This is a genomic window from Streptomyces sp. Q2, from assembly GCF_056820935.1.
In genome coordinates, this window is sequence record NZ_JBXEJE010000070.1 from 13714 (window position 1) to 35423 (window position 21710).

Annotated in this window: 25 protein-coding genes and 1 pseudogene; 8 read left to right on the forward strand and 18 right to left on the reverse strand. The window is 71.7% G+C overall.

The window, feature by feature from the left end:
- Nucleotides 1-2: 2 nt before the first annotated feature.
- From ACWBNA_RS44850 to ACWBNA_RS44900, 11 genes are all read right to left on the reverse strand, one after another.
- The gene (locus ACWBNA_RS44850) at nt 3-2339 is read right to left on the reverse strand and encodes a SpoIIE family protein phosphatase (protein WP_482710362.1); all 2337 of its coding nucleotides are present in this window, start codon (nt 2337-2339) and stop codon (nt 3-5) included.
- Between the two features lie 65 nt (nt 2340-2404).
- Entirely contained in the window at nt 2405-2872 is a 468-nt protein-coding gene (locus ACWBNA_RS44855; RefSeq protein WP_482710363.1) for a peroxiredoxin, read from the reverse strand.
- The gene (locus tag ACWBNA_RS44860; protein ID WP_482710364.1) at nt 2869-3249 is read right to left on the reverse strand and encodes a DoxX family protein; all 381 of its coding nucleotides are present in this window, start codon (nt 3247-3249) and stop codon (nt 2869-2871) included. The genes ACWBNA_RS44855 and ACWBNA_RS44860 overlap by 4 nt, the downstream gene beginning before the upstream one ends.
- Nucleotides 3250-3432: 183 nt before the next feature.
- Complete coding sequence (locus tag ACWBNA_RS44865) at nt 3433-3954, reverse strand: MarR family winged helix-turn-helix transcriptional regulator (RefSeq protein WP_482710365.1); 522 nt, start codon at nt 3952-3954, stop codon at nt 3433-3435.
- Between the two features lie 39 nt (nt 3955-3993).
- Nucleotides 3994-4206: a hypothetical protein gene (locus tag ACWBNA_RS44870; protein WP_482710366.1), complete on the reverse strand. Its 213-nt coding sequence runs from the start codon at nt 4204-4206 to the stop codon at nt 3994-3996.
- Between the two features lie 20 nt (nt 4207-4226).
- Nucleotides 4227-5435, reverse strand: coding sequence for an NAD(P)/FAD-dependent oxidoreductase (locus ACWBNA_RS44875; protein WP_482710367.1), 1209 nt, complete (start codon nt 5433-5435; stop codon nt 4227-4229).
- Nucleotides 5432-5629 (reverse strand): ferredoxin, encoded by a 198-nt coding sequence (locus ACWBNA_RS44880; protein ID WP_482710368.1) that lies wholly within the window; start codon nt 5627-5629, stop codon nt 5432-5434. The genes ACWBNA_RS44875 and ACWBNA_RS44880 overlap by 4 nt, the downstream gene beginning before the upstream one ends.
- Nucleotides 5630-5682: 53 nt before the next feature.
- Nucleotides 5683-6912 (reverse strand): cytochrome P450, encoded by a 1230-nt coding sequence (locus ACWBNA_RS44885; protein WP_482710369.1) that lies wholly within the window; start codon nt 6910-6912, stop codon nt 5683-5685.
- Nucleotides 6913-7129: 217 nt separating this feature from the next.
- Nucleotides 7130-7849 carry a response regulator transcription factor gene (locus ACWBNA_RS44890; protein WP_482710370.1) on the reverse strand — a complete coding sequence of 240 codons (720 nt, stop codon included), beginning with the start codon at nt 7847-7849 and terminating at the stop codon, nt 7130-7132.
- Nucleotides 7850-7922: 73 nt separating this feature from the next.
- Nucleotides 7923-8258 carry a hypothetical protein gene (locus tag ACWBNA_RS44895; RefSeq protein WP_482710371.1) on the reverse strand — a complete coding sequence of 112 codons (336 nt, stop codon included), beginning with the start codon at nt 8256-8258 and terminating at the stop codon, nt 7923-7925.
- A gap of 131 nt (nt 8259-8389) precedes the next feature.
- Nucleotides 8390-8665 carry a hypothetical protein gene (locus tag ACWBNA_RS44900; protein WP_482710372.1) on the reverse strand — a complete coding sequence of 92 codons (276 nt, stop codon included), beginning with the start codon at nt 8663-8665 and terminating at the stop codon, nt 8390-8392.
- 245 nt (nt 8666-8910) lie between these two features.
- Here ACWBNA_RS44900 and ACWBNA_RS44905 point away from each other — a divergent pair.
- The 4 genes and pseudogenes from ACWBNA_RS44905 to hemC all read left to right on the forward strand — a co-directional run.
- Nucleotides 8911-9363: pseudogene (locus tag ACWBNA_RS44905) on the forward strand (response regulator transcription factor); the annotation flags it as partial.
- Nucleotides 9364-9440: 77 nt separating this feature from the next.
- Nucleotides 9441-10421, forward strand: coding sequence for an ATP-dependent DNA ligase (locus ACWBNA_RS44910; RefSeq protein ID WP_482710373.1), 981 nt, complete (start codon nt 9441-9443; stop codon nt 10419-10421).
- Nucleotides 10422-10564: 143 nt separating this feature from the next.
- Nucleotides 10565-11341 (forward strand): NPP1 family protein, encoded by a 777-nt coding sequence (locus tag ACWBNA_RS44915; RefSeq protein ID WP_482710374.1) that lies wholly within the window; start codon nt 10565-10567, stop codon nt 11339-11341.
- Between the two features lie 125 nt (nt 11342-11466).
- Nucleotides 11467-12402, forward strand: coding sequence for a hydroxymethylbilane synthase (hemC, locus tag ACWBNA_RS44920; RefSeq protein ID WP_482710375.1), 936 nt, complete (start codon nt 11467-11469; stop codon nt 12400-12402).
- A gap of 16 nt (nt 12403-12418) precedes the next feature.
- Here the strand turns inward: hemC and ACWBNA_RS44925 are convergent, their stop codons facing one another.
- From ACWBNA_RS44925 to ACWBNA_RS44940, 4 genes are all read right to left on the reverse strand, one after another.
- Complete coding sequence (locus ACWBNA_RS44925; protein WP_468655089.1) at nt 12419-12934, reverse strand: hypothetical protein; 516 nt, start codon at nt 12932-12934, stop codon at nt 12419-12421.
- A gap of 189 nt (nt 12935-13123) precedes the next feature.
- On the reverse strand, nt 13124-13984 hold the full coding sequence (locus ACWBNA_RS44930) for an ABC transporter permease (RefSeq protein WP_482710376.1): 861 nt from the start codon (nt 13982-13984) through the stop codon (nt 13124-13126).
- On the reverse strand, nt 13944-14783 hold the full coding sequence (locus tag ACWBNA_RS44935) for an ABC transporter ATP-binding protein (protein ID WP_482710377.1): 840 nt from the start codon (nt 14781-14783) through the stop codon (nt 13944-13946). The genes ACWBNA_RS44930 and ACWBNA_RS44935 overlap by 41 nt, the downstream gene beginning before the upstream one ends.
- The gene (locus tag ACWBNA_RS44940) at nt 14780-15235 is read right to left on the reverse strand and encodes a MarR family winged helix-turn-helix transcriptional regulator (RefSeq protein ID WP_482710378.1); all 456 of its coding nucleotides are present in this window, start codon (nt 15233-15235) and stop codon (nt 14780-14782) included. Before ACWBNA_RS44940 ends, ACWBNA_RS44935 begins: the two co-directional genes overlap by 4 nt.
- Before the next feature lie 352 nt (nt 15236-15587).
- Between ACWBNA_RS44940 and ACWBNA_RS44945 the strand changes: the two genes are divergently transcribed.
- Nucleotides 15588-16379 carry a SigB/SigF/SigG family RNA polymerase sigma factor gene (locus tag ACWBNA_RS44945; protein ID WP_482710379.1) on the forward strand — a complete coding sequence of 264 codons (792 nt, stop codon included), beginning with the start codon at nt 15588-15590 and terminating at the stop codon, nt 16377-16379.
- Between the two features lie 21 nt (nt 16380-16400).
- Here ACWBNA_RS44945 and ACWBNA_RS44950 read toward each other — a convergent pair whose 3' ends face one another.
- Complete coding sequence (locus tag ACWBNA_RS44950) at nt 16401-16733, reverse strand: ANTAR domain-containing protein (RefSeq protein WP_482710380.1); 333 nt, start codon at nt 16731-16733, stop codon at nt 16401-16403.
- A 165-nt stretch (nt 16734-16898) separates the two neighbouring features.
- Between ACWBNA_RS44950 and ACWBNA_RS44955 the strand changes: the two genes are divergently transcribed.
- On the forward strand, nt 16899-17699 hold the full coding sequence (locus ACWBNA_RS44955) for a VOC family protein (RefSeq protein ID WP_482710381.1): 801 nt from the start codon (nt 16899-16901) through the stop codon (nt 17697-17699).
- A 107-nt stretch (nt 17700-17806) separates the two neighbouring features.
- Here the strand turns inward: ACWBNA_RS44955 and glgX are convergent, their stop codons facing one another.
- Nucleotides 17807-19951, reverse strand: coding sequence for a glycogen debranching protein GlgX (gene glgX, locus ACWBNA_RS44960; RefSeq protein WP_482710382.1), 2145 nt, complete (start codon nt 19949-19951; stop codon nt 17807-17809).
- A complete protein-coding gene (locus ACWBNA_RS44965; RefSeq protein ID WP_482710383.1) occupies nt 19948-20460 on the reverse strand; it encodes a pep a2 in 513 nt (170 codons plus the stop codon). The genes glgX and ACWBNA_RS44965 overlap by 4 nt, the downstream gene beginning before the upstream one ends.
- Before the next feature lie 319 nt (nt 20461-20779).
- Between ACWBNA_RS44965 and ACWBNA_RS44970 the strand changes: the two genes are divergently transcribed.
- Nucleotides 20780-21079, forward strand: a complete 300-nt coding sequence (locus ACWBNA_RS44970) for a DUF5133 domain-containing protein (protein ID WP_482710384.1) — start codon at nt 20780-20782, stop codon at nt 21077-21079.
- A 73-nt stretch (nt 21080-21152) separates the two neighbouring features.
- Nucleotides 21153-21710: maltotransferase domain-containing protein (locus ACWBNA_RS44975; protein ID WP_482710385.1), on the forward strand; the 558-nt coding region annotated here is incomplete at its 3' end.

Consider the following 21710-nt stretch of genomic DNA (forward strand, 5'->3'; position numbering starts at 1 on the left):
GGTCAGTCCGGTGGCGGCAGCGTCTGCTCGGCCCAGATGGTCTTGCCGCTGCCGGTCTGCCGACTGCCCCAGCGCTGGGTGAGCTGGGCGACCAGGAGCAGTCCGCGGCCTCCTTCGTCGAAGGCGTGGGCGCGGCGCAGGTGCGGGGAGGTGGAACTGCCGTCGGAGACCTCGCAGATGAGGGTGCGGTCACGGATCAGGCGTAGCTGGATGGGCGGTTCGCCGTAGCGGATGGCGTTGGTGACCAGTTCGCTGACGACCAGTTCGGTGACGAAGGCGGCCTCGTCCAGTCCCCAGGCGGTGAGTTGCTCGGTGGCGGCCTGCCGGGTCGCGGCCACGTGGGCGGGGTCCGGTGTGACGTCCCAGGTGGCGACCTGGTCCGCGCCCAGCGCCCGGGTGCGGGCCAGCAGCAGGGCCACGTCGTCGCCGGGCTCCTCCGGCAGTACGGCCTTCAGCACGGTGTCGCACAGGTCGTCGAGGGTCTCGGTGCGGGCGGTCAGGGCGCGGCACAGTTCGTCGGTGGCGTGGTCGACGTCGCGGTCGCGGTCCTCGATGAGGCCGTCGGTGTACAGGGCCACGACGGCGCCCTCGGGCAGTTCCGTCTCGGTGGCCTCGAAGGGCAGCCCTCCGACGCCGAGCGGGGGGCCGGCGGTCAGGGGCATGAGCCGCGCGGTGCCGTCGGGCAGGACGAGGGCCGGCGGGGGGTGCCCGGCGGCGGCCATGGTGAGGCGGCGGGAGACCGGGTCGTAGACGGCGTAGAGGCAGGTGGCGCCGAGTTCCGCGACGTCCTCATCGGTGTCGCCGGACGCGAGGTGGGTGACCAGGTCGTCGAGGTGGGTGAGGAGTTCGTCCGGCGGCAGGTCGACGTCGGCGAGGGTGCGGACGGCGGTGCACAGGCGTCCCATGGTCGCCGAGGAGGGGATGCCGTGGCCGACGACGTCGCCGACGACCAGGGCGACCCGGCTGCCGGAGAGCGGGATCACGTCGAACCAGTCGCCGCCGATGCCGGCGAGCGACCCTGAGGGCAGATAGCGGTGGGCCACCTCGACCGCGGCCTGGCCGGGAAGACCGCGGGGCAGCAGGCTGTGCTGGAGGGCCAGGGCGGTGGTGCGTTCGCGGCCGAAGCGACGGGCGTTGTCGATGCAGACGGCGGCGCGGCCGGCCAGTTCCTCGGCGAGGACGGCGTCGTCACCGACGTAGTCCTCCGGGTGGGCGATGCGGACGGCCACCGCGACTCCCAGTGTGGTGCCGCGGGCGCGCAGCGGCACCGCGAGCATCGAGTGGACTCCTCGGCGGTGGGGGCGGCCCGCGGGGGCCCGCGCGTTGCGCTCGGCGACCCACCGCATGAAGTCCGGCTCGCCGGCCTGGCCGAGGACCGCTCTGACCTGCCGCAGCGCCTTCGCGGGCGGCGAGTAGGGGGGATAGACGTCCACCTCGCCCAGGCGTACGGCCGCTTCGGGGGTGCCCTCGGTGCGGGAGCCGTGGGCGACGCGGCGCAGGACGATCTCGCCGTCCAGGGCCGCCACGGGTTCGTCCGCGCCGAGGACCCATTCGAGCAGGTCGACGCTGGCGAAGTCGGCGTACTTCGGGACGAGGAGTTCGACGAGTTCCTCGGCGGTGCGGACCACGTCCAGGGTGGTGCCGATGGCGGCCCCCGCCTCGTTCAGCAGGGCGAGGCGTTGCCGGGCCCAGTACTGCTCGGTGCTGTCGAGCGCCGCCAGGGCGACTCCGGTGACGTCTCCGGAGGAGTCCCGCACCGGCCACATCTCGATGTTCCAGGCGTGCTCCCGGTTGAGGGCGGGCGCGCCGGTGAAGCTCTCGTAGTGGACCGGCCGGCCCGTTTCGGCGACCTGGCGCAGATTGCTGTGGAAGCCCCGGCTGTGCTCGGCGTCCTCCACGGTCTCCGGGAAGGGCCTGCCGAGCAGGACGTCCTCCGACACGCCCATCACCCGGCAGGCGGTGTCGTTGAGGCGCAGATAGCGCTGCCGGGTGTCGAAGACCGACATGGACACGGACGCCTGTTGGAACGCCTGCCCGGCGAGGGTCTTCTCGCCGGACTGTTCCGCGGTGATCACGTACCCCTGTGGGGTGCCGTCGCCTGCGCGTATCGGGTGTGCCTTCACGTCGAGGGTGAGGGGGGTGCCGTCCCGGTGCCGCAGCACGGCGGTGCCGGTCAGCGCCGCCACGGTCTCGTCCGACGGAGCCTCGGCGAGCAGCTCCCGTGCCGGGCGTCCCACGACCTCGTCGGCCGGGTATCCCGTCAGCAGCAGGGCACCGTCGCTCCACCCCGTCACGATGCCCCGGGCATCGGTGGTTGCCGCAGCGGAGGCGTGCTCCATAGCGTCCAGGATGGTCCCTTTGGGGCAGTGCATCAACCGCGATGCGCCCTTCGGGGTCCTGTCGGTCAGGCGCGGTGGGCGCGCAGGGCGTCCAGGGCCCGGTCGGCGTGGGTGTTCATCCGCAGTTCGCTGCGGACGACCTCCAGGATCGTCCGGTCCTCGGCTATGACGAAGGTGATCCGCTTGGTGGGCGCCAGGGAGAAGCCCCGCTTCACGCCGAACAGCTCCCGGATCTTCCCGTCGGTGTCGGACAGCAGGGGCATGCCGAGGCTGTGCTGTCCGGCGAACTCCTGCTGTCGTTCGACGGCGTCGCCGCTGATGCCCACGGGCCGGGCGCCGACGGCGGCGAACTCGGCGGCCAGGTCGCGGAAGTGGCAGGCCTCCGCGGTGCAGCCGGGGGTGAGGGCGGCGGGGTAGAAGAACAGCACGACGGGTCCGTCGGCGAGCAGGTCGGACAGGCTGCGCGGCGTGCCGGTCTCGTCCGGCAGCGTGAAGTCCTCGATCTTGTCGCCGGTCTGCGGACGGGCGCTCATGAGCGGCCCTCGCCGCTGCGCGCGACGCTGCGGGCCCACAGGACGAGGGGTATCTGGAGCGGCAGCCGTCCGATGGCCGCGGCCTTCAGGGGGGCGGGGCGGTGGCGCCAGTCGACGGCCATCTTGACGTTGGCGGGGAACACGCCGACGAAGAGTGCGGCGGCGGCGAGCGCCGCCGTCTTGCGGGTGCGCGGGGCGGCGATGCCCGCGGCCAGCGCCAGTTCGGCGACTCCGCTGGCGTACGTCCAGGTCCTGGGCGTGCCGGGCAGGCTGCGCGGGACGATCGCGTCGAACTGGCGTGGAGAGGCGAAGTGGGCGACGCCCGCGGCGGCCAACAGGCCGGCGAGCAGCAGGGGCGAGCGTTCGGACCGTGACACGGTTCCTCCTCGTGATGACCTGCCGCGCGATATTACTGGACGGTAGAGGCCCGTGGACCACCGGCCCACCGTGGGGACGAGAGCGCGCCGCTTCGTGAGGAGGACGCCGGACCCTCGCGCGGCATCGCCGTCCCGTCCGGACGGGGCGCCCGAAAACCGCGGCGATGCGAGGGGCCCGTGCGCTCAGGCGGTGCCGGCCGGGGCGATGGGCTGCTGCTCGGTGTCGTCGTCGATGGCGTGCGACAGGAAGTCGTCGACCATGCGGTGGAAGAGCGTGGCGAGCTCGCGCAGCTCCTCGGGCGACCACTCGGACAGGGCCAGCTGCATGCCGCGGGCGCCGGCCTCCCGGATGCGGTCGATGGCCTGCTGACCGGTCGCGGTGAGCTGGATGCGCTGGGCGCGGCGGTCGTCCGGGTCGGGGACGCGGGTGACGTACCCGGACTTCTGCAGCTGCTGCACGGTGCGGGTGACGTGGGAGGCCTCCACCCCGAGCCGGGTGGCCAGTTCCCCGGGCCGCAGTGGCTCGGAGTCGGCGACCTGGCGCAGCAGCGCCACGGCGGCCCGGTCCAGGGGGACCTCGGCCAGGGCCATCAGCCGGTCGTGCTGCCGGGCGCGCGTGCTCAGGTAGGTGATGCGGGTGAGCGCCCGCTCGATCTCGATGACTTCCGGGGAAGCGGGGACGTCGGGGAGCGGTGGTGTGGACATGGGCACCACTTTACCATCTTGTTGCGTAACTCAAGTAACTTACGGTGTGAGTTTACCGCCGGGCGACGGGACGCCGGCACCGGGTTGGGCGCCGGCGTCCAACGCCGCGACCTTACGGTGGAGTTGGCCGCGCGAGGTGTCGGCGAGGAACAGGGTGCGGCCGCTGCCGAGCCGGCGGCGCGACCCTGTTCCGATGCCTCCGGCCCCGGTGACGACCACCACGTCACGGCGTGCGTCGTACGGAAGACCCACAGGGGACAACGTCCTTGTTGTCAGGCCCCGGTTGCCGGGACCTCCGTTCCCACGGCCTCGCTCCAGGCCGCGCCCGCGGCGATCGCCTGCCGCCACGCCCGGATCGCCTTGGGCGGCATACCGACCGCGAGGGCGCCGCTGACCCGGTCGCCGGTGCGGTACACGGCGACGAACCGGCGCTCCGCCAGGCCCCCGTCCACCACGGCCACCTCGTCGTGGCCACGCAGGAAGCCGTAGGCCTGGACCTTCATGTCGTACTGGTCGGACCAGAAGTACGGCACCGGAGCGAACGGCTTGCGGGCCTCGGGGCGCAGGAGGTTGCGGGCGGCGGCCATGCCCTGTTCGGCGGCGTTGGTGCGGTGCTCGACGCGCATCGAGGTGCCGAACAGCGGGTTGTACCAGCGGGCCACGTCACCGGCCGCGTACACTCCCCCAACCTTCGGCCGGGGGGACCCCCAGGCGGCCTCGCAGAACTCGTCGCAGATCACGCCGTCGCCCACGGGCAGCCCGCTGCCGTCGAGCCACTCGGTGTTCGGCAGCGAGCCGACGGCGACGAGCACCTCGTCGGCCTCGATCACCTCGCCGTCCGCGAGCCGCACCCCGTCCTCGGTCACCTCGGTGACGGTGACCCCGCAGCGCAGGTCCACACCCCGGTCCGCGTGCGCCCGCGACAGCACCCGGCCGACCTCCGTGCCGACCGCGTGGGCCAGCGGCACGGCGGCGGGTTCGAGGAGGGTCACGTGGGCGCCCAGACGCCAGGCCACGGCGGCGGCCTCCGCCCCGAGGAACCCTGCGCCCACGACGATCAGGCGCCGCCCCGGCGTGAGCCGTTCCCGCAGCGTCAGTGCGTCGTCGAGGGTCCGCAGCACGTGCGCGCCCTCGCCGGGCAGTCGGCGCGGCCGGACGCCGGTGGCCACGATCAGTCCGTCGTAGGACACTTCGGACCCGTCGGCCAGGCTCACCGTCCGCTCGGCGAGTTCGAGGCCGGTCGCGGCCACACCCAGCCGCAGGTCGAGGCCGAGCCCGGCCAGGTCGTCGGGTGTGCGCAGGGCCAGCCGGTCCGGCTCCCAGTCGGCGGCCAGCAGGTGCTTGGACAGCGGCGGGCGGTCGTACGGCGCCCGCGGTTCGTCTCCCACGAGGGTGAGCGTGCCCTCGTAGCCCTCGCGGCGGAGCGTCTCGACCGCCGCGAGCCCGGCGGCCGAGGCGCCGACGACGACGATCCGCCTCACTGGTCGACCAGGCGGATGGCGGCGGCCGGACAGATCGCCACGGCCTCGCGCACGTCGTCGAGGGAGTCCGCCGGGGGCTTCTCGTCCAGTAGAAAGGCGATGCCGTCCTCGTCGCGCTGGTCGAACACCTCGGGGGCGGCCATCACGCACTGCCCCGACGCGACGCACTTCGACTCGTCCAGTTCCACACGCATGATCTGTACCTCGTCGTTCCGGCTCTGTGGGGGGTTGTCCGTCGGCATCGGGTTCACCAGGTGACGGGCAGTTCGTAGACGCCGTAGACCGAGCCGTCGTGCTTGAACGGCAGCCCGTCGACGTCGGCGGCCAGGCGCAGGGTGGGGATGCGGCGGTAGAGGGTGCTGTAGACGACCTGGAGCTCCATGCGGGCCAAGGGCTGGCCGAGGCACTGGTGGACGCCGAAGCCGAAGGCGACGTGGCGACGGGCGTCGCGGGTGAGGTCGAGCCGGTCGGGGTCGGCGAAGGCGTCGGGGTCCCGGTTGGCGATGTCGTTGGGCAGGACGAGGCCCTCGCCGGCCCGGATCACCTGTCCGGCGATCTCGATGTCCGCGAGGACCGCCCGGCGCCGGCCGCCGTGCACGATGCTCAGGTAGCGCAGCAGCTCCTCCACAGCCGACGCCACGAGCCCCGGATCCTCGGTGTCGCGCAACAGGGCGAACTGGTCCGGGTGTTCGAGGAGGGCGAGCGTGCCGAGGGCGATCATGTTGGCGGTGGTCTCGTGGCCGGCCAGGAGCAGCAGCACGCCGATCTGGGCGACGTCCTGCCGGGACAGGTCGCCCGACCGGACCCGCTCCACGAGCCCGGAGAGCAGGTCGTCGCCGGGATGGGCCAGCTTCTCGCCCATCAGCTCGTCGAGATAGCCGAGCAGCTTCCCGTGGGCGGCCATCCGGTCCTCGATGGCCGCTTCCCGCGTGATGAGGATCCTGCTGTTCTCCTGGAAGAAGTCGTGGTCCTCGTACGGCACTCCGAGCAGCCGGCAGATGACCAGCGAGGGCACCGGCAGGGCGAACGCCTGCACCAGGTCGACGGGGCCACCGACGGAGAGCATGTCGTCGATCAGGTCGTCCACGATCTTCTGCACGCCGGGCCGCAGCGCCTCGACCCGTTTCACCGCGAACGGGGCCGTCACCATGCGGCGCAGGCGGGCGTGCTCCGGGTCGTCCATGAGAATGAAGCTGATGTTGTTCTTGCCGTTGCTGGGGGCCTGGAGCGGATATCCGGGGCTGGTGATGTCGGCGCTGACCCGGGGGTCGAGGAGCAGGGCGCGCTGGTCCTCGTAGCGGGTGACCAGCCAGGGCGTGCTGCCGTCCCAGAGCCGGACCCTGACGAGCCGGCCCTCGTCCTGCTGGGCCCGCAGCTCGGGGGGCGGGTCGAAGGGACAGCCCGCCGCCCTGGCCATCGGGAACTCGGGGACCGGCGCGGCCGCTTGGGGCGCGGAACCGGTCAGGGTGTCGGCCATGGTTCTCCTCGGGGTGGGGGGCTCCGCTCGACGGGCGGAGCGCCGGGGTGAAGTGGTCGAGGCCTCGATGGGCACATGCAAACAGAGGGGGCTGACGCCTTCCCGTCAGTTTCCTGACAGAAAGCTGACGTGACCCAGATCACACACCCTGCCGCAGCCACCAACTACCCTGGCCGGAAAGTCGAGTTGACGTGAAGGAGCGCTCCTCGACGGGGACTCAGTCCTCGGCGTCGGCACGTCCCAGCCAGTAGCCGAAACCCCGGCGGGTGTGGATCAGCACGGGACCCTCCCGGTCCACCTTGCGCCGCAGCCGGGAGACCAGTTGCTCGATGGCGTTGTCGCCGTGGTGGTCGTCCCAGACGTACCTGCCGATCTGCTCCTTGGACAGCACCCGGTGCGCGTTGACCAGGAGATGGCGCAGCAACCGGTACTCGGCGGGCGTGAGGTCGAGCGTCCGCGTACCGCGGCGCGCCTCGCACAGGGTGTCGTCCAGGACCAGGTCGCGGTAGCCGAGCGCGGCGCCCCGCGGGCGGCCGCGGCCGGTGCCGCGCAGCAGGACCTGGACGCGGGCCAGGACCTCGGCCATCCGGAAGGGCTTGGTGACGTAGTCCCGCTCCCCGAGGCCCAGTTCGGGAACGAGCCGGTCCAGCGACTCGCACGCGGTCAGCAGGAGCACCGGCGGGCGGTGGGCGAGGACCGGCCGGTCACGGCCGAGGCCCTCCAGGTCCGGCAGCGCCGCGTCGAGGACCACGCAGTCGAACCGCCCCGCACCGAGCCGGGCCAGCGCCTCGGTGCCGGAGCCGGCCACGCCGGTCCGGTATCCCGCCAGCTCCAGCGTGGTGGAGAGCAGTTCGGCGACGTCCGGCTCCCCGACGACCAGGAGGTGCTGACCGGCCCCGCGGGCGAGCGGCGGTTTCTCACGGGTGCTGCCGTACATGCGCCTCACCCTACCGCCCTGCTTGCCTAACTCAACTAATTCAGGCCGACTTGCTCCGCTTGCGCACGGGCGGTCAGGGACCGGACGCGATCGGCGCCAGCCACAGTCCGGCAACCGCGTCGACCAGGCCGTTCGCGGCGTCGTGCCAGCCGGCCCGGTGCGTGGGGGCGTTCTCGGCGAGGGCCCGCTCACGTTCTGCGGACGTGTGCACGATGAGATGGCGGGCCATGTCGCCGCGTTCGGCGCGGACCTCGGCGGGCAGCTCCGGCAGACACCGGTTGAGCCCTTCGACGATCTGCCGCAGGGCCGAGAGGACAGCGACTCCTCCACCATGATCGGCCGCAGCGCCGGGTCGGTCATCACCTGGGCGCGGAACCGGGCGCACCAGGAACCCCACCCAGTCGCGCACGTCGGTGGAGTCGCGCTTGGGCCGCCCGTGTCCGAGGACTCGGGCGACCCTCGTCCCTCGTCGCGTCGGGCATCACCCACCATGGCTCCAGGACACCGACCGGAGAACCCGATGGGCTCCCCGCTGCAGCGCTACGCCGACGACCATGTCCGTACGGTCGACACGACGACGGCCACGCTGCTCTTCGCCGCCTTCGTGTTCGGCAGCGAGATCAGCGTGCCCGGCGGCCGGCGGCCGGACGCCGTGGCGCCCACGCTCGCCCTCGCGGCCGTGTCCGCGGCCGCGCTGTTCTGGCAGCACAGCCGCCCTCGTGCCGCCGTCGCCGTGACCGCGCTGTGCGCGGCGGGTGCCGCCGCGTTCGGCCATCTGCTCACGCCGCTGCCGCTCGGGCCGCTCGGGCCGCTCATGCCGGCGCTCTACCGGCTGACCGTCACCACCGACCGCGGGACGGCCCGCGTCTCCTTCCGCGCCGCCCTCACCCTGCTGGTGACGCCGGCCCTGTTCCTGGGCCCCCTCGCCCCCCCCTGGCAGCTGGACACGCCCAGCCCCGCCGCCCGCCTGCTGCTCCCGGTCGCCGCCGGCAACGCGACCCGGCTGCGGGGCGCCTACCCGGAGGCCGTGCGGGCGCGCGCCGAGTACGCCGAGCACCGGCACCCGGGTGCTGATCCTCACCACGTTCGAGATCGACGAGTACGTAGCCCAGGCACTGCGGGCCGGGGCGAGCGGTTTCCTCGGCAAGGACGTCACGGCGGAGGCACCGCCCGCCGGCATCCGGACCGTGGCGGCCGGCGACTCCCTCCTCTCCCCCGCCACCACCCGCACCCTGATCGGCCGTTTCCTGGCCGCTCCGGGGCTCGGGACCCGGCTGGCGGCGTCCTAGGACCTCGCCGCCTCGACCACGCGTGAACGCGAGGTGATGGCCTGGGCGGCGGAGGGGCGCTCTCATGACGAGATCACCGAGAAGCTCTTCGTCAGCCCGCTGACCGTGCGCACCCATGTGCACCGTGCGATGACCAAGCCGGGTGCCCGCGACCGCGCCCAACTCGTCGTCATGGCCTACCCGTCGGGCCTGGTGCAGGCCGCTTTCCCGGCCACGGACCGCTGACCCGCGGTCGGCGGCCGTTCAGGGGAAACCTGCCGGGAGGGCGCGTGATGGTGGCCGGGCCGGTCGACAACTGACCCGTGAGCCTCCCGCTGATCCCTCCCATGCTCGCCACGCCCGGCACCCTGCCGCCCGCCGCGCAGGACACCCGGTGGGCGTACGAGACCAAGCAGGACGGCCAGCGGGTGGTGGTCTATCTCGCCGGGGACGGCGGTGTGGTGCTGCGTGCCCGGTCCGGGGAGGTCGTCACCGTCGCCTACCCCGAGCTGCTGGCGCTGGGCCACGCGCTCGGCACCACACCGGCCGTGCTGGACGGGGAGGTCCTGGCGCTGGACGAACAGGGCCGCGGCGACTTCCAGTTGCTCCAGTCCCGGATGGGGCTGGTGCAGGCGCCCGGCAGGGCGGCGCGCCGGGCGGCGGAAGTCCCCGTCCACCTCGTGCTGTTCGACGTGCTGCACCTCGGGCAGCACTCCCTGCTGGGCCAGCCCTACGTGCGGCGACGGGCACGGCTGGAGGAGCTCGGTCTGGCCGGGCCCTACTGGTCGACTCCGGCCGCGCTCGTCGGCCGCGGCGAACAGGCCCTGCGGGCCACCCGCGAGCACGGCCTGGAGGGCCTGGTCTGCAAGCGGCTGGACTCGGTGTACGAACCCGGCGTGCGCTCCCGCGCCTGGATCAAGATCCGGAACATGCGCAGCGAGGACGTCGTCGTGGGCGGCTGGCTGCCCGGCAAGGGACGGCTCACGGGCCTGCCCGGTGCCGTCCTGGTCGGCCAGCGCGCCGCCGGGCGTCTGCGGTACGTCGGCGGTGTGGGCACCGGCTGGAGCGAGACGGAGCGGGAGCAACTCGCCGCGCTGCTCAGCGCCGCCGCGACCGACGTGTGTCCCTTCGACCCCGTGCCGCGGGTGCCCGGTGCGCGCTGGGTGCTGCCCCGGCTGGTCGGCGAGGTCCGCTACAGCACCCGGACCCGGGCCGGGATGCTGCGCCAGCCGTCCTGGCTGCGGCTGAGGCCGGACCTCGCTCCCGAGGAGTCGTCGGCCGACCTGCCGGACGACCTCGCCTGACACCTCGTCACGTTCCTACTGTTGGGGCGGTCGTTACCTGAGAGTAGCCTTCGCCCTCTTGGCGCGGACATGAAAAGCCGGGAAGCTGAACCCCCCTTCCCTCCACAGCCGTTGGGCTGCGCCCGCACCAAGAGGAGGACGCGGTGTCGTCACCGTCGTTCAAGGCACACAGCAGGAGATGGCTCACCGGCCTGGCCGGCGCCGCCGCGCTCGTCGTCGCCTTCCCCACCGCCGCCTTCGCGGCCCCGCCGGCGGCGCTGCCCGCCAACGCCGAGGCCGCCGAGAACACCTACCTGCCGGCCTTCGACTACGACACGGACGGCTGCTACTCCACACCCGCCATCGGTCCCGACGGCACGGTCAACGGCGGCCTCAACCCGACCGGCGCGCTCAACGGCAACTGCCGCGACGCCTCGGACCTCGACAACACCAACAGCTACTCGCGCTCCAAGTGCAACAACGGCTGGTGCGCCTACATGTACGGCCTGTACTTCGAGAAGGACCAGGCCGTCGCCGGCAGCAGCATCGGCGGCCACCGCCACGACTGGGAGCACGTCGTGGTGTGGGTCCAGAACAACCAGGTGCAGTACGTCTCGACGTCCAACCACGGCTCGTTCACCGTGACCGCGGCGTCCGGCGTCCGCTTCGACGGCACCCACGCGAAGATCGTCTACCACAAGGACGGCGTCAGCACGCACTGCTTCCGGCTGGCGAACTCGGGCGACGAACCGCCGGAGAACCACAAGGGCACCTGGCAGTACCCGCCGCTGGTCGGCTGGAACGGCTACCCGTCGGGGGTGCGCGACAAGTTGAGCGCGTACGACTTCGGCAGCGCCAACTTCGGCCTCAAGGACGCCAACTTCGCCGCCCACCTGTCCTCGGCCAAGCCGTCCGGGATCACGTTCGACCCGAACGCCTGACCGTCCGCGACGTCCACCGGCCCGGCGCCGCCCGTGACACGGCGCGCCGGGCCGGCCAGTCCGCCGGGCGGTGGAGTCGGGCGGTACGGCACAAAGGCACCACCGTGAGGGTCTATCGTGGCCGTATGTCCGTGCCCGAACTGATCCGTGTCGTCTCCCGCGACTCGCCCATGGCGCTCGCCCAAGTGGAGCGTGTCCGCGCCGAGTTGGCGGCCCTGTACCCCTCCGTGCGCACCGAGGTCGTGCCGGTGAAGACGACCGGTGACAAGTGGATGGGCGATCTGTCCCAGGTCGAGGGCAAAGGGGCGTTCACCAAGGAGGTGGACGCCGCGTTGCTGGCCGGTGAGGCGGATCTCGCGGTGCACTGCGTCAAGGACGTGCCCGCCGACCGTCCGCTCCCGGCGGGCACGACGTTCGCCGCGTTCCTGAAGCGGGACGACATCCGGGACGCCCTCATCCACCCCGGCGGCCTCACCCTGGACGAGCTCCCGGCCGGAACCAGGATCGGCACCTCGTCGGTGCGCCGGGTCGCGCAGCTGGCCGCCACCCACCCGGAGCTGGAGTGCGTGCCGTTCCGCGGCAACGCCAACCGGCGGCTGGAGAAGCTGGCGGCCGGGGAGGCGGACGCGCTCCTGCTCGCGGTCTCCGGCCTGGAGCGCATCGACCGCCGGGACGTGATCAGCGAGGTCCTCTCCCCCGAGACGATGATGCCGCCGATCGGCGCGGGCATCCTCGCCCTGCAGTGCCGGGAGGGCGACACCGAGGTCATCGACGCGGTCAGCGCCCTCGGCGATCCGGACACGCATCGCGAGGCGAGCGCGGAGCGCATGTTCCTGCACGTCCTGCAGGGACACTGCAACAGCCCGATCGCCGGGTACGCGCGCGTGGACCGCGGTGGCGAACTGTCCCTTCGCGCCTGCGTCTTCACCCCCGACGGCAAGACCCGGCTGAACGCCCACGAATGGGCGGGCCGCCTCGACCCGGCGACGCTCGGCACCTCGGTCGCCGTGGCGCTGCTGCGTCAGGGCGCCCGCGAGATCATCGACGGCATCCCGCACTGAGCAGCGGGCCCGCCCGTCAGGCGGTGCCCTCTTCGGCCTGGTCCCGCAGGAAGTTGCTCACCTGGCAGGCCAGGCCGTCGCGCACCGCGCCGGTGCCGACGGCCTGCTCGTCCAGGCCGATGCCGCCCGCCCACAGCCGGCGGTCGGCCCAGTCGTCGTCGACCCGCAGCTGGACCTGGACGTCCACCTGGCTCAGGGACGCCTCCGGGCCGGCCGCGTACAGCACGGCGGTCGCCCTGCGCAGCGGATAGACGTCGAAGCCCTCGATGAACTGCGAATTGCGCCAATCGATGAACGCGCTCTCCCCGTCGGGGCCGATGCGCACGTCGATCTGGCCGTCCTCCAGATGGATGGTGGAGTGCAGGCTGCCGCGGTTCTCGACGGTGACGCGGACCCGGAAGTAGGTCAGCCCCTCGGCGGCGTCGTCCCGTCCGCGCGGCGGCTCGGCCGCCTCCAGACGATGTACGCGGACACGCAGACCGGCATGCTCGTCGTACTCCTGCCAGTCCCCGACCACGTTCGGCTCGTACACAATCCACCTCTCGACCTCAGAGAGCTGCTTCCTATCTGTGCGCTCTGCACACTGTCAAATGAGCAGAATGCGCTGTGGCCAGCGAATTCGTCCCCTTGATCAGTGATCAAGCCGTGCGCAGGAAGAATCCGCCGACCGGTCGGGCGGCCCGATTCCCGCGCGTGCCGCACATCACTTTCCGGACGCCGGTCATCGGGCCAGCCGGCCCAGGAGCGACGAGGCCGCGGCGATGCCGAGCGCGGCGGCCACGATCAGCACCGCGAAGTCGAGCGTCAGATGCGCGGGCGTGCCGATGAGGAGGCCGCGCAGGGCGTCCACCTGGTGACTCAGGGGGTTGACCGTACTGATCGCCTGGAGCCAGCCGGGCATGAGGGACACGGGGTAGAGGGCGTTGGAGCCGAAGAACAGCGGCATGGTGATCGCCTGGCCGATTCCCATCAGCCGGTCACGGCTGAGCACGATGCCGGCGATGGTCATCGACAGGCAGGAGAAGAAGACGGATCCGAGGATCACCACCGCGGCGACGCCCAGCAGCTTGAGCGGGTTCCAGGTGAGCGCCACGCCCAGCAGGGCGGCGATGACGATGACCACGACGGCCTGGATCAGCGACTTCACGCCGGCTGCGAACGCCTTGCCGGTGATCAGTGCCGAGCGTGGGGTCGGCGTGACGAGGAGCTTGTTCAGGACGCCGGCGTCACGCTCCCAGATGATCTGGATGCCGTAGAAGATGGCGATGAACATGGCGGACTGGGCGATAATGCCGGGCGCGAGGTAGTCGAGGTAGGGGATGCCGTCGGTGGGGATCGCCTTGATGCGGGTGAAGGTCTGTCCGAAGATCAGCAGCCACAGGGCCGGCTGGACCGCCCGGGTGTACAGCTCGGTGCGGTCGTGGCGCAGCTTCTGCAGCTCGACGGCGCACATCGCCACGACCCGGGTCGGCAGCAGCCGCCAGCCCGCGCGGGGCTCGGGCGGGCTCAGCAGCAGGCCGATGCCGGCCTCGCGGGCACGGTCAGCCGACGCGACCTGCGGTGCGGCGGGTGCTTCGGACATCGCGGAACTCTCCTGACTGGTCGTCGAGACCGCTGCCGGCGACGTCACGGAAGACGTCCTCGAGGGTGGGCAGCGGATCAGTTGCCTTGGCGCCCCGGCGCTCACCGAGTCCTCGCCGCAGTTCGGCCGGGGTGCCGAGGGCCCGGATGCGACCGCGGTGCATCAGGCCGACCCGGTCGCAGTAGTGGTCGGCCTCGTCCATGTAGTGGGTGGTCACCAGGACCGTCATGCCGGTGGCCGCGCGGACGGCGTTGATGTGCTCCCACACGTCGGTGCGGGCGATCGGGTCGAGGCCGATGGTCGGTTCGTCGAGGATCAGCAGCCGGGGCGCGCTGACCAGGGCCTGCGCGAGTTCGAGGCGGCGGATCATGCCGCCGGAGTAGGTGCCGGCGAGCCGGTCGGCGGCGCCGGTGAGGTCGACCGCGGCCATGGCCTGTGCGACGCGCTCGGCACGTTCGCGGCGGGGCACGTCGAAGACCCGGGCGAACAGGGCGACGTTCTCCCGGCCGGTGAGGCCCGCGTCGGCGGACAGCTGCTGCGGCACGTAGCCCAGCAGGCGGCGTACGGCCATGGGCTCCTTGGCGGCGTCGCGGCCGAAGACGTGGACCATTCCGGCGGGGACGGGCAGCAGGGTGGTGACGCAGCGGATGGCGGTGGTCTTTCCGGCGCCGTTGGGCCCGAGCAGTCCGAAGACCTCGCCCGGCGCCACCAACAGTTCGAGCCCGTCCACCGCGTTGGTCTCGCCGAAGGAATAGGCGAGCCCGGTGCAGTCGACCGCCCCCTGGGTGTCCCGTGTCACGACTCCTCGGCCTCCTCGTGCAGATTGACGGCGAGCTTGCGCAGCGCCGGGATCGCCGCGTGCAGTGCTTCCCGGTCCGCCGTGTCGAGCCGGGACACCTGGCGTCGTACGAGTTCGGCGCGCCGCTTGCGCCACTCGCCCAGGCGGGCCTCGGCCGCGGCGGTGGGCAGCAATCGCGCGGCCCGCCGGTCGGCGGGGTGGGTCTCGCGGACCAGGTAGCCCTGCCGGGACAGCTGGTTGACCAGCGTCGAGACCGAGTTGCCCGCCAGGTACAGCTCTCTGGCGGCGTCCGAGATCCCGATGCCGGGCCGGTCCACGACCAGACGCAGCAGTTCCACCTCCGCGCCGCGCAGCCGGGGGTCGGGCATGTCCCGGCGCAGTCGGCGCCGGATGAGCCGCTGGACGCCGACGAGCGCGTCGGCCAGCTCCTCGGTGAGGGTCTCTGGTTCCACACCGCGGAGGTTACCTCTGTAGCAGAGGTAACCAACCCAAGCGCTGGTCAAGAATGCGCAGGCAGGCGAGTATCCCTGCCGCGGATATCACGCAATGAATTCCATCGATTTCAGAAAGTGCCTTCCCGCGAGGGAATGCCGTACCCCGTTCAACATTTCACTATTACGCGGTCGCACGCCATCATGGAATTCACCCGAATTGTTTCGAACCGGACGCCCGCGGGAATCCGCATTTCAGTGCTTCGGACAGGAGGCACGTCCGTGGGAGCCGGCCCCGGGTGGCCTCCGCAAGGTTCGAGCCCGCGCCCCCACGGTTCTGTCCATCCAGCACCTGCTGAGGGAGGCGCGCACCATGCCAGTCACTGGCAGAACGAAGCCGCACCCGCACGACGACGCCCCCGACACCGCCGACGACTTCGTGCGGCTCGCCGACCTGCCCCCCGGCCCGGAACGCAAGACGCTCCGTGACGACCTGGTCGAGACGTGGCTGCCGATGGCCGAGCGGATCGCCGTCCGTTTCCGGGGGCGCGGCGAGTCCCTGGAGGACCTGTACCAGGTGGCCGCCCTCGGCCTCGTCAAGGCCGTCGACCACTACGACCCCGAGCGGGGCTGCGCCTTCGAGGCGTACGCCGTGCCGACCATCACCGGCGAGATCAAGCGGCACTTCAGGGACCACATGTGGACGCTGCACGTGCCCCGCCGCGTACAGGACCTGCGCAACCGGGTGCGCCAGGCCGCGAAGGAGTGGTCGCAGACGACGCCGGGCCGGGGTCCGACGCTGGCCGAGATCGCCGAGTTCGCGCACATGAGCGAGGAGGAGGCGCGCACCGGGATGGAGGCCCTGGAGTGCTTCACCGCGCTGTCGCTGGAAGCCGAGATGCCCGGCACCGAGGGCTACGCCCTGAGTGACACGATCGGCGGTACGGACCCGGCCTTCGACACCATCGTCGACCGGGTGGCCGTGCGGCCCTGCCTGGAGGCACTTCCCGAGCGCGAGCGGACCATCCTCTACCTGCGCTTCTTCCGGGGCATGACGCAGAGCAGCATCGCGGACCAGCTCGGCATCTCGCAGATGCACGTGTCCCGGCTGCTCAGCAGTTGCTTCGACCGGCTACGCGACGAGATCCTCACCGAGGCGAGGTGACCTGCGGCTGAGCCGCCGCCGTCACTCCGGCGGCGCTCCCGGAATCTGCGTGGGGCCGTAGCGGTCCATGGCCTCCTCCAGCTCCGCGCGGATCTCCTCGGGCATGTCCCCGGCCCGCCCCCACAGGAGGATCAGCTCGGCGACACTGCGCAGCCTGATGTTGGTGTGCTGCGAGACGTCCTTCAGCACTTCCCAGCCCTGGTCGGGCGTGACCCTGCCGAGCGCGACGACCATGCCGATCGCCTGGTCGACGACGGCGTGCGAGGCGACCGCTTCCTTGAGCTGGTCGATCTCTTCCTGCAGTTCGAAGATGCGGTCCGACTCGTCGGCTGGTTCCTCCGGTACGGCTGACACTTCTCCATCCTGTCACTCGCCCGGTCCCGCGCCACCGGGCGTGACGCGGACGCGCCACCGTTTCGGAGGCGCCATCGGGGTACTCGACAGGCGCCCCGAGCGCTTCCGGCCGGACACTGGGACGAGACCTGTGTCCCCGGCCGACGAGAGCAGGACACGAACGCCATGAACCACGACACGCGACCATCCGGCACCAAGACCGTCCGGTCCACACATTCCGTGTTCGGCGCGCCCTGCTGGGTGAGCCTGACCAGCCGCGACCAACAGGCCACGGAGGAGTTCTACGGGGCTGTGCTGGGCTGGGAGTGGCAGCCGGCGAAGCTCGGCGACCGCTTCCGGGTGGCGCTGGCCGACGGCACACCGGTGGCCGGGATCGCCGCGGTCGCCTCCATGTGGCAGATGGCGGTCGCCTGGACGCCGTACTTCGCCGTGCCCAGCGCGGACGAGGCGGCGGCGCGCGCCCAGGAGCGCGGTGGTACGACGGCGGTGGGGCCGCTGTCCTTCCCGCCCGGGCGGGCAGCGCTGCTCGCCGACCGGGACGGGGCGGCCTTCGGTATCTGGGAGGGCGAGCTCGTCGCCAACTGGGAGAGCTGGCGCGAGGCGCAGCCGGCCTTCATCAAGCTCCACACCCGCGACGCCTTCGACGCCGCCATCTTCTACGGCGAGGTCCTGGAGTGGGCGTCGGACCGGCCCGGCTGCTGCGAGGTCCGCTACGAGGCGGGCGAGGTCGTGCTGCGCAGCCGGGGCGACGTGGTGGCGCGCATCGAGTCCGGTGCCCTGGAATCGGCTCCCGACCCGACCATCCGGCCGCACTGGCAGGTCCACTTCGCGGTGTCGGACGTGGCGGCCTGTGTGCGGGCCGCCGAGGTGCACGGCGGCAGCGTCCTGTCGAAGGGCAGCGAGGAGGCCATCCTGCGCGACCCCGACGGCGCGCAGTTCACGGTGACCTCGCGACGCGAACGCTGACGTGTGCCACGCGAACCCTGACCCCCGACCGCGAACGCCGACTCCCGACGCGAACGTGACGAGGCCCCGGGCGAAGCGCCCGGGGCCTCCGTTTCGCGCGCCGAGCCTCAGCGGGCGGCGCGCGAGGGCCTCGACAACAGGACGAGGCTGCGCGCGTCGACCGTCATCCTGGTGCCGGCCTTGTGCTCGGCCTCGTCGGCGCCATGAGGTTCGGCGGTGTCGATCAGTGTCGTCCAGCGTTCGCCGTAGGTGGCGTCGGGCAGGCGGAACTCCACCGGCTCCCAGTGACCGTTGAGCAGGAGCAGGAAGGAGTCGTCCACCACCCGGTTCCCGCACGCGTCGGGCTCGGCGATGGCGTCACCGTTGAGGAAGACGCCGACGGAGTGCGCGTCGGAGCGCTGCCAGTCCTCGTCGGACATCTCGCGCGCGTCCGGGAGCAGCCACACCAGGTCGGGCAGCGGCTGGCCCGCGTGCGTCACGGTCTCACCGCGGAAGAAGCGGCGTCGGCGCAGCACGGGATGGTCCGTGCGCAGCCCGATCACGTAACGGGTGAAGTCGCTCAGCGCCTGCTGATCCTCGGTCAGCCGCCAGTCGATCCAGGAGACTTCGTTGTCCTGGCAGTAGGCGTTGTTGTTGCCGCCCTGGCTGCGGCCCAGTTCGTCGCCGTGGCAGAGCATCGGGATGCCCTGTGAGAGGAGCAGCGTGGCCAGGAAGTTGCGCTGCTGGCGGGCGCGCAGTTCCAGGACGGCCGGGTCGCGGGTGTCGCCCTCGGCGCCGCAGTTCCAGGAGCGGTTGGTGCTCTCGCCGTCCTGGTTGTCCTCGCCGTTGGCCTCGTTGTGCTTGTCGTTGTACGAGACGAGGTCGCGCAGCGTGAACCCGTCGTGGGCGGTGACGAAGTTGACGCTCGCGCGCGGGCGCCTCCGGCTGTGCTGGTACAGGTCGGAGGAGCCGGTCAGCCGGGAGGCGAACTCGCCGAGCGTGTGCGGCTGGCCGCGCCAGAAGTCCCGTACACAGTCGCGGTACTTGCCGTTCCACTCCGACCACAGGGGTGGGAAGTTGCCCACCTGGTAGCCGCCCTCCCCTACGTCCCACGGCTCGGCGATCAGTTTGACGCGGCTGATCACCGGGTCCTGCTGAATGAGGTCGAAGAACGCCGACAGCCGGTCCACCTCGTGGAACTGCCGGGCCAGCGTGGCCGCGAGGTCGAAGCGGAACCCGTCGACGTGCATCTCGGTCACCCAGTACCGCAGCGAGTCCATGATCAGCTGCAGGACGTAGGGGTGGCGCATGAGCAGGCTGTTGCCGGTGCCCGTGGTGTCGTAGTAGTGCCCCCAGTCGCCGTCCACCAGGCGGTAGTACGAGGCGTTGTCTATGCCGCGGAAGGACAGCGTCGGGCCCTTCTCGTTGCCCTCGGCGGTGTGGTTGTAGACGACGTCCAGGATCACTTCGAGGCCGGCCGCGTGCAGCGCCTTCACCATCGACTTGAACTCGTTGACCTGCTGACCGCGGGTGCCGTGGGCGGCGTAGGCGTTGTGCGGGGCGAAGAAGCCGATGGTGTTGTAGCCCCAGTAGTTGGACAGGCCGCGGTCCGTGAGGACCCCGTCCTGCACGAACTGGTGCACCGGCATCAGCTCGACGGCGGTCACCCCGAGCGAGGTCAGGTGCTCGACGACCGCCGGGTGCGCGAGCCCCGCGTAGGTGCCGCGCAGTTCGGGCGGGACGTCGGGGTGGGTACGGGTGAGTCCCCGTACGTGCGCCTCGTAGATCACACTGTCGGCGTACGACCGCCCGATCGGCTGATCGCCGCCCCAGTCGAAGGCCGGGTCGGTGACGACGCCGAGCATGGTGTGTCCGGCGCTGTCGCCCGGGGACGGGCCGTCCGCCGCGCGCTCGAAGAGCGAGGCGTGGTTGTCGATCTGCCCGTCCACCGCCCTGGCGTACGGGTCGAGGAGCAGCTTGGCCGGGTTGCACCGATGTCCCAAGGACGGCTGCCAGGGGCCGTGCACCCGGAAGCCGTAACGCTGCCCGGGCCCGATTCCGGGCAGGTAGCAGTGCCACACGAAGCCGTCGACCTCGGTCATCGCCGCGGTGAGGTGCTTGCCCTGGTCGTCGACGAGGACCAGTTCGACGCGTTCGGCGACCTCGCTGAACAGGGCGAAGTTGGTGCCGTTCCCGTCGTGCGAGGCGCCCAACGGATAGGGGCGCCCGCTCCACACGGGCACCCCTTTCCGGTGCGGTCGGCGCGCGGTCACCGCGCGTCCTCCAGAACGCCGTCCGGTGCGCTCGTGGGTCCGGCGAGAGCTGCGACCGGCACCTCGCGGGGCACCTGGAGCACCTCGGGCAGGCTGGGCCAGGGCGCCGTCGGGACGAGCGGTACCCGCTCGCCGGCGCGGGCGCGCTGCGAGAACCAGATGACCTTGCTGCCGGTGTCGGTGGCACAGCAGCCCCAGCCGTCGCTCATCGCGGCGATGTGTTCCAGGCAGGCGCGCAGGTCCTGGTGCGGGCGCAGGTCGCAGTCCTTCTCACCGATGGCGGTGATGAGGTGCTGGCCGTTCCACCACAGTTCGATCGACGTGTTCTTGTCCGTGGCGTGCTCGTCGATGGCCTTCAGCAGCATCTCGGTACCACGGCAGACGGGCTCGACCAGGATCTCCAGGTCCCAGTACCGGAGGTGGGCGGCCAGGATGCGCCTGACCTGTCCGACCCGTTCCGGGCCGACCTCCACGTCGAGGTGGTAGTAGCAGGGCGATGCGGTCTTCATCGTCGTTGGCTCCTCACCGGCGAAGCTCTCGCTTCCCCTCACCCCCTGCGGAGCATGAGCCCCGAACACGAAGCGTGAGCACTGATCGCTTCTGAGTCACCTACAGAGTGGGTGGGCTACGCCGTTCGTGCAACACGAGCGACGGGCGGGGCGAGAGAGGGTCCTGGTGATTGAAGATCCAACAAGACGCTGAGTGGTTGCACATGCACCATGTGTGAAGACCTCGATGCCCGTAACGGATCCGTGTGCGTCACGCGCGCGGCCGCCGCCCGACGGTCGGGAGACGTGCCATCGAGCCCCCTGGAAGGTGAACGGCACCATGCTGCTGCCGGCCAAAGCCGAAGTGGCCCGCCAACTGCGGCGGTATCGGGCGTGGGAACGCAGGATGCTCGCGGCCCCCGCCGACCGCAGGGTCCGGGCCACTTTCGAGGATTCGGGCTACACCCTCTGCGTGCTCATGGGGAGACGTTGCGCGCGCGAGGCCGCGGACGCCGCCGAACGCTATCTGCGGACCACCTTGGTCGCCTATCTCCAGGAGGAGAGCGAGCGGCCCGGTGTGCGGGCCCTGGTCAGACGGGGCCCGCCGAGTACGGACCGGCGTTCCCCCGCGGGGAGGTAGACACCTTCCGGCGCAGCTTCGATCCCCCGGCCGGGCCACGGGCCCGGCCTCGAGCACGGCGGAGGTGTGACCCATGAGTTCGACCCAGACCCAGGTGATCGGCCGCATTCCGGTGCGGGACGTCCGGCCGTCCGTGGAGTGCGGCAGGCGCCCGGCGAAGGCCGTCGTGAACGAGACGTTCGAGGTCACCGCGACCGTGTTCCGCGAGGGCCACGACGCGGTCGCCTGCAACGTCGTCCTGACGGATCCGGAGGGCGGACACGGCCCCTGGACGCCGATGCGGGAACTGGCCCCCGGCAGCGACCGCTGGGGCGCCGAGGTCACCCCCGGTGCCGAAGGCCACTGGACGTACCGCGTCGAGGCGTGGAGCGACCCGCTGACCACCTGGCGCCGCACGGCCCGCATAAAGGTTCCGGCCGGCATCGACACCGGACTGGTCCTCGAGGAGGGCGCCGACCTGTACGAACGGGCGGCGGCCGGGGTGCCGCAGGGCCCGGAGCGTACGGCGGTACTGACTGCCGTGGACATCCTGCGCGACGACACCCTGCCGGTCGCGACCCGCCTCGCGGCGGCGTTGACGCCCGAGGTGGACGCCGTCCTCTCGCGGTATCCGCTGCGGGAGTTCGTGACC